Genomic DNA, 8359 nt, shown 5'->3' with positions numbered 1-8359 from the left:
TCCTCTTTAGACTGGCTAAGATTTATGCATACCCCCAATGATTATCGGGTGAGCCTTTATTATTTGATATTTTACAGTCCAAATAATATGGTGACTTACCTTTTGGGAATACATCATAGATGTAAATCTTACTATCTTCGACTTTGTATTTGAACGTTTGGAAAGAAATGGGATCTGCATTGCTATAAATTCCAAAAGAGCCTTTGTCATCGTCTCCGAAATTTAAAAACTTATGCGAGCCTTTAATGCCTGTCGACCAATTACCCACGATATTGTTTTCGTTAAGCTCGATCCAGTTATCATCATCTTTACTACAGCTAGTTAAGATCAGAATAGCAAAAAGTGTAAATAAAATGTTTTTCATAATAATAATTTATAAGTTGTTTTGTTTTAGCTTGTTTAGTTGTTTCTTCGATGGCTTTTGGAGTTTTTGAGTAAAAAAGAAAACGCTGATAGCCAAGTTTGCAACTTAATTATCAGCGTTTTCTTTTTCGTCGGGGTAGCGGGATTCGAACCCACGACCCCCTGCTCCCAAAGCAGGTGCGCTAACCGGACTGCGCTACACCCCGAAAAACTTTTAACCGAACTCCCTCTTTTTTGTAGTCGGGGTAGCGGGATTCGAACCCACGACCCCCTGCTCCCAAAGCAGGTGCGCTAACCGGACTGCGCTACACCCCGCTACTTTTTTGAAGGGTTGTTCTTTTCAAAAGCGGTGCAAAGATAGGGAGTATTTTTTAATTAACAATAGCTAAACGAATGTTTTTTATCTATTATTTTTCAATGCCTTGAATCTCATAGCTTTGCGTCTTTACTTTTTTTCTTGGCAGAGATCAAAAGCATCATCGGACGCCGTAATTCATCTTTCATGCCCGGGATGGTATCCAGCAATCTTTCGTCCGGTTGTGGCTCTATAAGTTCGCATATCTCAAATCCGGTTTGAAGGAGTCCGTTTATATACGTAGTCAGCGTTTTGTGGTATTTGACAACTTCTTCGCCCAGAAAGATTGCTGTGCGCCTGCCTTCCGTAAAATAGCGATCTACCGGCCAATGGATAGGCTTCCCGTCTTGGTCGTAATACCATTCCTGATTGCCATAGGCTGTAAATACCGGATGTTCTATGGAGAAGACGAAGGCGCCTCCCGGAGTTAGGCAGTTATTGATTTTCCTGCATATATCCGTAAAAGATTCGAGATAATGGAAGGTTAGCGAACTGATGACAATATCATAAGTATCCGGCTGGAAATCAAAGTCTTCGATAGCCATGCATTGGTATTCAATGAGTGGAGAAGGATTCCTTTTCTGGGCTTCTTCGAGCATTTTCTCCGAAATATCAATTCCGGTAACGTGTGTTGCTCCGTGTTCTATCGCATAGACACAATGCCAACCGAATCCGCAGCCTAAGTCTAAAACTCTTTTCCCTGCAAAATCGGGGAGCATTTTCTGCAATACATGCCATTCTCCGGCTCCTTTCAAGCCTTCCACCGAGCGGGACATTTGAGAATATTGACTGAAGAAATCGCTATTGTCGTATTTGTTTTCTTTCATAATTTAATAAGAGGATGAGTTGAATGAAAGCACAAATATATGATTTAATTTATATATTTATAGAAAAGGTATACATAAATCAGGGTAACCGTCTCAAAAGTTTGTTTCATTAGAGCACAGATTTGAATTAAATGCTACGTAGTGAAAAACATCTATCATAAGTATCATTCATTTTAATAGTATTCTCATTATCAAAAGAATAAGTATGATAGATAGCTTTAAAAAAATGTATCTATCATACTTTTACCAGCAAAAACAGGTTATCTATCATCAATAGAATAGTCGAATAAAGGCCCTATATGCATAAGATAGCTTGTTTTTGTTGCAATGAATCCGTATAAATCCGATGATCACGGCTTAATAATCCAACTTTAATGGCGATAAGTTTATAGCCCACACCTGTAAACCGTGCAGCCCGCATCTGTAGGCTGTACGGTTTGCAGGTGTGGGCTGTACAGCCTGCATACGTGGGCTATATAAATACCACCGTTCCCAATAGATTATTAAGCTGTCAAATACAGGTTATCATCCTATAAAACGTGCATCCCTATGCCTTTAAATGGGTAATCTCACCTAATACTACACTAAAATAGACAAAGTATAGGCATGATAGATAGCTGTTTTTTGCAATAAAAGTATGATAGATACATTTTTTTAAAGCTATCTATCATACTTATTCTTTTGATAATTAGAATTCTATTAAAATGAATGATAGCATGATAGATATTTTTTCACTATGTAGCTATTCAATTTAAATCTTGTATCGGCATGAACAAGTCCATAGTGTGGTATATTGGGGTGTGGTTTCTTTGTACACGAATAATTTGTGAGTATGAACTATCTATCGATGTTTTCTGTTTTATAAATAAGAATTTTAAAATGAAAAGCCTTATGAAAACAAGAAAACAAAAAGAAACAGGTGAAAAAGAAGTCCACTTGTTAGAGCAAAAAGGATATGAAAAAATGGTGAATGAGATTGTCCCCGTTCAACAGGCGGAAGTATATCGCAAGCCGACTCATAAAGCAGTCAAAGAAGCTGTAAAGGAGCTAAATCCGGATACAAATAGTCTGGGCAGCAGAGGATGATTTATCCTCTACTGCCCAGATTAATCCATCGTATTAAAGGATCCGGAAGACTTTCGGTGGTTCTCATTTAGGGAAAGTAAGAACAAAACAGCTTCCTTTCCCTAATTCTGATTTTACGTTGATACTTCCGTCATGCAAAGCCATGATCTGTTTGCACAGGCTCAATCCGATACCCGAACCGGATGTTTTGGTAGTGAAGAAAGGAACGAAAATCTTATCCAAAACAGTTGGTAGAATTCCCTCACCATTATCAGATATTGCTAATGTCGGGTTGTCTTTAGAGAAAAACTTTATTTGTATTTCTTTATCTGCTTTCCGCTCGCACGTTTCGCGGGCATTTTTTAATAAGTTGATAAGCACTTGCTCTATCTGTGCACGGTCTGCATATAAATATAAATCGGATGCGGGCATTTCGAAATGAATATACTCTTCCGGAAATAATTTCTTTAAGTCCGTAAACAATTCGGCAACAGATACTTTGGTGCGGACAGGTGTCGGAATACGTGTCAGTCGCCGGTAATTCTCCACAAATCCCAATAATCCTTTACTTCTTCTGTGAATAGTCTGCATGGCTTGCAACATGATAGAATACTCCTTTTCTCCGAGTGATTCGGGGATTCCTCTTTCACTTAATGTTTCCGAAAGAGAGATAATAGGAGTGATGGAATTCATGATCTCATGTGTCAATACACGAATCAGCTTTTGCCAGGCTTCCATTTCATTTCGTTCCAGTACGGAATGGATATTCTTTAAACTAATTAGCCGTTGCTTTTTGCTTTGTGTGGCGAACGCACCTTGTGTGACAAATGTGGTGCAGGAAATTGCCATTTCCAGAACGATGCCATTTTGCTCGATGCGAATAATGGATATGTCATTACTGGTAGAAGCCTCCTGAAGAACTTCCGGAAGTTGTGATAGTTGCCCCAGATGAGTGACTGCTGCCTGATTCATCCATTCGATATGCCCGGTTACATCGGTTACGAGTACGGCGGTATCTACTTTATTCAATAAATTCTCGTAATATTGATGCTTGATTTCTTCTGCCAATAGCTTTCCCCGAAAGTCCTTTAATGCATTAGATAGTTCCTGTGCCCACTCATCCATCATTTTATTTTTAAAAGGAGGATGAAGATTCTGCGTTATATCGTTGTATCGGAGTCCATCCGTTAATTGCCGTAATAAGGCGATTTGTTTGAACTGTATTCGGTAGAGATGTATGCCGACGCCTATTAGAAGGAGAATACAGACGGTAGTACTGAACCATAACTGCCTTTGATACAGCAGACAACTGCTAATGGAAAGTAGAAAGATAACTATGATGTGCAGAATTACTTTAAACTCAAATCGTTTCATAAGCCTAATTTTTCAAGTTTGCGATATAATGCAAAACGGGTAATTCCTAAATATTCGGCAGCACGGGAGATGTTTCCGTTGCTGATTCGGAGTGCTTTCTCAATGGCCTGTCGTTCTAGTTGTTCGAGATTCAGTACCACTTCTTCCTCTTTTTTCTGTTTGGACGTGGTGTGAAAAAGAAAGTTTTCAGGTTTCAGCATGGAGCCGTCTCCTAAAATTACGGCACGTTCTATCGTATGTTGAAGTTCCCTTACATTTCCGGGCCATGCATATTTCAGCAGTTTGTTTTTGGCTTCCCGGGTCAGTCCGTGTATTTTCTTTTTATATTTACGGGTATAACGGTCCAGAAAGTGATCTGCAAGCAAGATGATGTCATTGCCACGTTCACGGAGTGGAGGTATATGTATTTCAATCGTGTTGATACGATATAATAAGTCCTGACGGAAATTCCCGTCTTCCACCATCTGACGGATATCAGCATTAGTGGCGCAGATTAAACGGACGTCAATGGGAACGGTTTGCGTACTTCCCAAACGACTGATTTGCCTTTTTTCGATGGCAGTCAGTAATTTGGATTGCATAGGAAGTGATAGATTGCCAATTTCATCCAGAAATAAAGTCCCGTTGGTTGCTACTTCCATTCGTCCCGCTTTCGATTTCTTGGCATCGGTGAAAGCGCCTTTTTCGAAGCCGAACAGCTCACTTTCAAACAATTGTTCGGGGATACTTCCCAGGTCGATCGTGACAAAAGGTTTGCCGTATCGTGGAGAACAACGATATATTAGTCGGGCAATCACGTCCTTGCCTGTACCGTTTTCTCCGAGAATTAGTATATTGGCATCTGTATTACTTAGTTTATTTATCGTGGTAAACACTTCCTGCATAACCGATGATTCTCCAATAATATCATTTTCCGAAGTATTCTGACCACTAAGAACTTCCACTTGTTCTTTCAAAATGCTGACTTCCTGTTGTGACTGACGCAATCGCATTCCTGAAGTCAGCGTAGCCAGCAATTTATCCTTTTCCCAAGGCTTGGGAATAAAATCAGTAGCACCAGCTTTGATGGCCCGAACAGCTTTGTCTGTATCTGCATAGGCAGTCATGAAAATAACAATAGCCTGTGGGTCAATCTGCAATATCTGCTTTAGACTTTCAAATCCCTCTTGTCCGCTGATGGCATCCCGGCTGAAATTCATGTCTAATAAGATAAGATCAGGATGAAAGGTGGTCATGAAATACTCGATACGGTCAGGGGTAGTAGCTACTTTTATTTTTTCCGTATAAGGTTCCAGTAACAGGTTGAGAGCAAAGAGCACGTCCTCGTTATCATCTACTATAAGTATCTTTCCTAATTTGTTCACTTCTTCCATATCTTATAATCTATTAGATTCCGGGAGCAAAGATATGGATAAATCTCATGTGTTGTGTGTGCGATTGCGCACTAATTTTGTGCGTATATGCACACACAATCAACAGAATGGATATTGATAAATTGTTGAATGATAGTGATTTATGTAAATGGCACATCTTTTGAATGATGAATAACAAATAAAGACAACGAATGAATCTGAAATTAATCTTCATATATCTCGGACTATTGTCGACAGAATTATTGATTGCTCAAAATCAAATTACAGAGTTATCATTGAAGCAAGTCATAGAAATGGCCCGTATGGAATCTCCCGATGCACAAACGGCACGTCACAGTTTCCGTTCTGCATATTGGAACTATAAATATTATCGTGCCAATTATCTACCGTCTTTAAGTTTGACATCCGATCCGAATCTGAACCGTGCCATTAATAAGATAACGATGGGGGACGGTTCGGTAAAGTTTGTCGAACAAAATTTATTGAATACGGATTTAACCTTGAATCTTTCACAGAATTTATTCTGGACTGGTGGTTCTTTCTTTCTTGAAACCTCTGCTCAACGTATGGATTTATTCAGCGAACATAAATACTCATGGCAGACTTCCCCTATTATGATAGGTTATCGCCAGTCTCTTTTTGGCTACAATAGCCTGAAATGGGATAGACGGATAGAACCTGTACGCTATCAGGAGGCAAAGAAAAGCTACGTAGAGACACTCGAACTCGTATCAGCCAATGCGATTCATAAATTTTTTGCCTTGGCCACTGCCCAAAGCGATTACGATATTGCTTCCTTTAATTATGCCAATGCCGATACCCTGTACCGTTATGCACAAGGCCGTTATAATATAGGTACCATCACAGAAAATGAAATGCTACAACTGGAACTCAACCGTTTGACGGAAGAGACGAATCGCATGAATGCCCGTATTGAAATGGATAATTGTATGCAGGAACTCCGTTCCTATCTCGGTATTCACGAAGACCGGGAGCTGCGTGTTCTTGTCAGTCCCCAAGTTCCGGATTTCAGTGTGAACCTGAATGAAGCACTGGTTTTAGCTTACGAAAACAGTCCGGACATACAGACGATGGAAAGACGCAAACTGGAAAGTGAGAGTGCAGTTGCGAAAGCCCGTGCCAATGCTGGCCTGAAAGCAGATATCTATCTCCGTTTCGGATTGACGCAGACTGCTGACAAACTGCCCGAAGCTTATCGAAATTTGTTGGACCAGCAATACGTGAGCATCGGCATTTCTCTTCCTATCCTAGACTGGGGGCGTGGAAAAGGACAGGTACGAGTAGCCCGTTCCAATCGTGATTTGGTGTACACACAAGTAGAACAGAGCCGGACAGACTTTGAACTGAACGTCCGTAAACTCGTCAAACAATTCAATCTGCAAACGCAACGTGTCCGCATCGCTGCCCGTACAGATGAAACAGCCCAACGAAGAAGCGAAGTGGCACGCAAACTCTACTTATTAGGTAAATCTACTATTCTTGATTTGAATGCCTCTATTTCAGAGAAAGACAGTGCTCGCCGTAACTATATTTCGGCTTTATATAATTATTGGAGTTTATATTACACACTCCGTAGCATGACACTATATGATTTTGAGCGAAATACGATGCTGACAGAAGACTATCATCTTCTGATTGAATAGAGAACAACGAAAAGTCAGTAAAGAATAGAAATTGAATCATAGCTAGTAGAAACTTGTAAAACACCAGATAATTTCATGGATATAAAATTAGAAAAGAAACCGTGGTACATTCGTTACAGATACTATCTGATAGGAGGGATATTGTTTGTCGCCTTCCTGATTTATGTGATTACTTTGTCTTTAGGTCCCAGAAAACTGCGGATAGATGCCGAAGATATACAGATTGCAGAAGTAAAAGTGTCTAATTTCATGGAATATGTGGACGTGGAAGGGCTCATTCAGCCTATACTAACCATCAAGATCAATACCCGTGAAGCAGGAAGTGTGGAAAGAATTGTCGGTGAAGAGGGAAGTTTGCTTCAACAGGGAGACACTATTCTTGTTCTTTCCAATCCCGATTTGCTTCGTAGTATTGAAGACCAGCGCGACGAGTGGGAAAAGCAAATGATTACCTATCAGGAGCAGGAGATTGAAATGGAACAAAAAAGTCTGAACCTGAAACAGCAAGCCCTTACCAACAACTACGAATTGGAACGCCTGAAAAAAAGCATCGCTCTCGACCGCGAAGAATTCCAGATGGGCGTGAAGAGTAAAGCTCAATTGCAGGTAGCAGAAGATGAATACGGCTACAAACTGAAAAATGCAGCCCTGCAGCAAGAGAGTCTGCGGCATGATTCTGCCGTTACGATGATACGCAAGGAACTGATCCGTAACGACCGGGAGCGGGAACGGAAGAAGTATGAACGTACTTGCGAACGGTTGAATAGTTTGGTGATTACAGCTCCCTTGAAAGGCCAGCTTAGTTTTGTAAAGGTCACTCCGGGGCAACAGGTTTCCTCTGGTGAAAGTATTGCTGAAATAAAAGTATTAGACCAATACAAAATCCACACTTCACTTAGTGAATATTACATTGACAGGATCACCACCGGATTACCGGCTACAGTGAATTATCAGGGAAACAAATATCCGCTGAAAATAACAAAAGTGGTTCCCGAAGTGAAAGACCGTATGTTTGATGTCGATCTTGTCTTTACAGGAGATATGCCCGATAATGTACGGGTTGGCAAGAGCTTCCGTGTGCAGATTGAATTGGGACAGCCGGAGCAAGCACTCATTATTCCGCGAGGCAACTTCTACCAGTCTACAGGCGGACAATGGATTTACAAAGTAAATGCATCAAAGACAAAAGCAGTCCGTGTGCCATTGAGTATTGGTCGCCAAAATCCGCAGCAATATGAAATAGTAGAAGGTTTACAGCCGGGAGATTGGGTAATTACAACCGGATATGATACCTTTGGGGATGCAGAAGAGTTGATTTTGAAATAAACACATATAATT

The 8359-nt window shown here is 40.5% G+C and carries 7 protein-coding genes and 2 tRNA genes; 3 read left to right on the top strand and 6 right to left on the bottom strand.

Annotated features, from left to right (window positions below):
* Positions 1-22 precede the first annotated feature (22 nt).
* The 4 genes from KTR06_RS19575 to KTR06_RS19560 form a co-directional block, all read right to left on the bottom strand.
* Positions 23-364, bottom strand: coding sequence for a membrane lipoprotein lipid attachment site-containing protein (locus KTR06_RS19575; protein ID WP_217290726.1), 342 nt, complete (start codon positions 362-364; stop codon positions 23-25).
* Positions 365-494: 130 nt separating this feature from the next.
* A tRNA-Pro gene (locus KTR06_RS19570) sits at positions 495-569 on the bottom strand.
* A 34-nt stretch (positions 570-603) separates the two neighbouring features.
* A tRNA-Pro gene (locus KTR06_RS19565) sits at positions 604-678 on the bottom strand.
* Positions 679-792: 114 nt separating this feature from the next.
* A complete protein-coding gene (locus KTR06_RS19560; protein ID WP_217290725.1) occupies positions 793-1545 on the bottom strand; it encodes a bifunctional 2-polyprenyl-6-hydroxyphenol methylase/3-demethylubiquinol 3-O-methyltransferase UbiG in 753 nt (250 codons plus the stop codon).
* Positions 1546-2436: 891 nt separating this feature from the next.
* On the opposite strand from KTR06_RS19560, the gene KTR06_RS19555 reads away from it, so the two are divergent.
* Positions 2437-2631, top strand: a complete 195-nt coding sequence (locus KTR06_RS19555; protein ID WP_008022408.1) for a hypothetical protein — start codon at positions 2437-2439, stop codon at positions 2629-2631.
* Positions 2632-2694: 63 nt separating this feature from the next.
* Here KTR06_RS19555 and KTR06_RS19550 read toward each other — a convergent pair whose 3' ends face one another.
* Positions 2695-3984, bottom strand: coding sequence for a PAS domain-containing sensor histidine kinase (locus KTR06_RS19550; RefSeq protein WP_049702806.1), 1290 nt, complete (start codon positions 3982-3984; stop codon positions 2695-2697).
* Positions 3981-5357: a sigma-54 dependent transcriptional regulator gene (locus KTR06_RS19545; RefSeq protein ID WP_117809829.1), complete on the bottom strand. Its 1377-nt coding sequence runs from the start codon at positions 5355-5357 to the stop codon at positions 3981-3983. The genes KTR06_RS19550 and KTR06_RS19545 overlap by 4 nt, the downstream gene beginning before the upstream one ends.
* A gap of 191 nt (positions 5358-5548) precedes the next feature.
* Between KTR06_RS19545 and KTR06_RS19540 the strand changes: the two genes are divergently transcribed.
* The gene (locus KTR06_RS19540; protein WP_008022404.1) at positions 5549-7021 is read left to right on the top strand and encodes a TolC family protein; all 1473 of its coding nucleotides are present in this window, start codon (positions 5549-5551) and stop codon (positions 7019-7021) included.
* A gap of 75 nt (positions 7022-7096) precedes the next feature.
* Positions 7097-8347 carry an efflux RND transporter periplasmic adaptor subunit gene (locus tag KTR06_RS19535; protein ID WP_087323236.1) on the top strand — a complete coding sequence of 417 codons (1251 nt, stop codon included), beginning with the start codon at positions 7097-7099 and terminating at the stop codon, positions 8345-8347.
* The last annotated feature ends 12 nt before the right edge of the window (positions 8348-8359 follow it).

Source organism: Bacteroides sp. MSK.20.12 (assembly GCF_019052435.1).
Classification (GTDB): Bacteria; Bacteroidota; Bacteroidia; order Bacteroidales; family Bacteroidaceae; genus Bacteroides; species Bacteroides xylanisolvens.
This window is presented reverse-complemented; position numbering and strand designations above follow the sequence as displayed.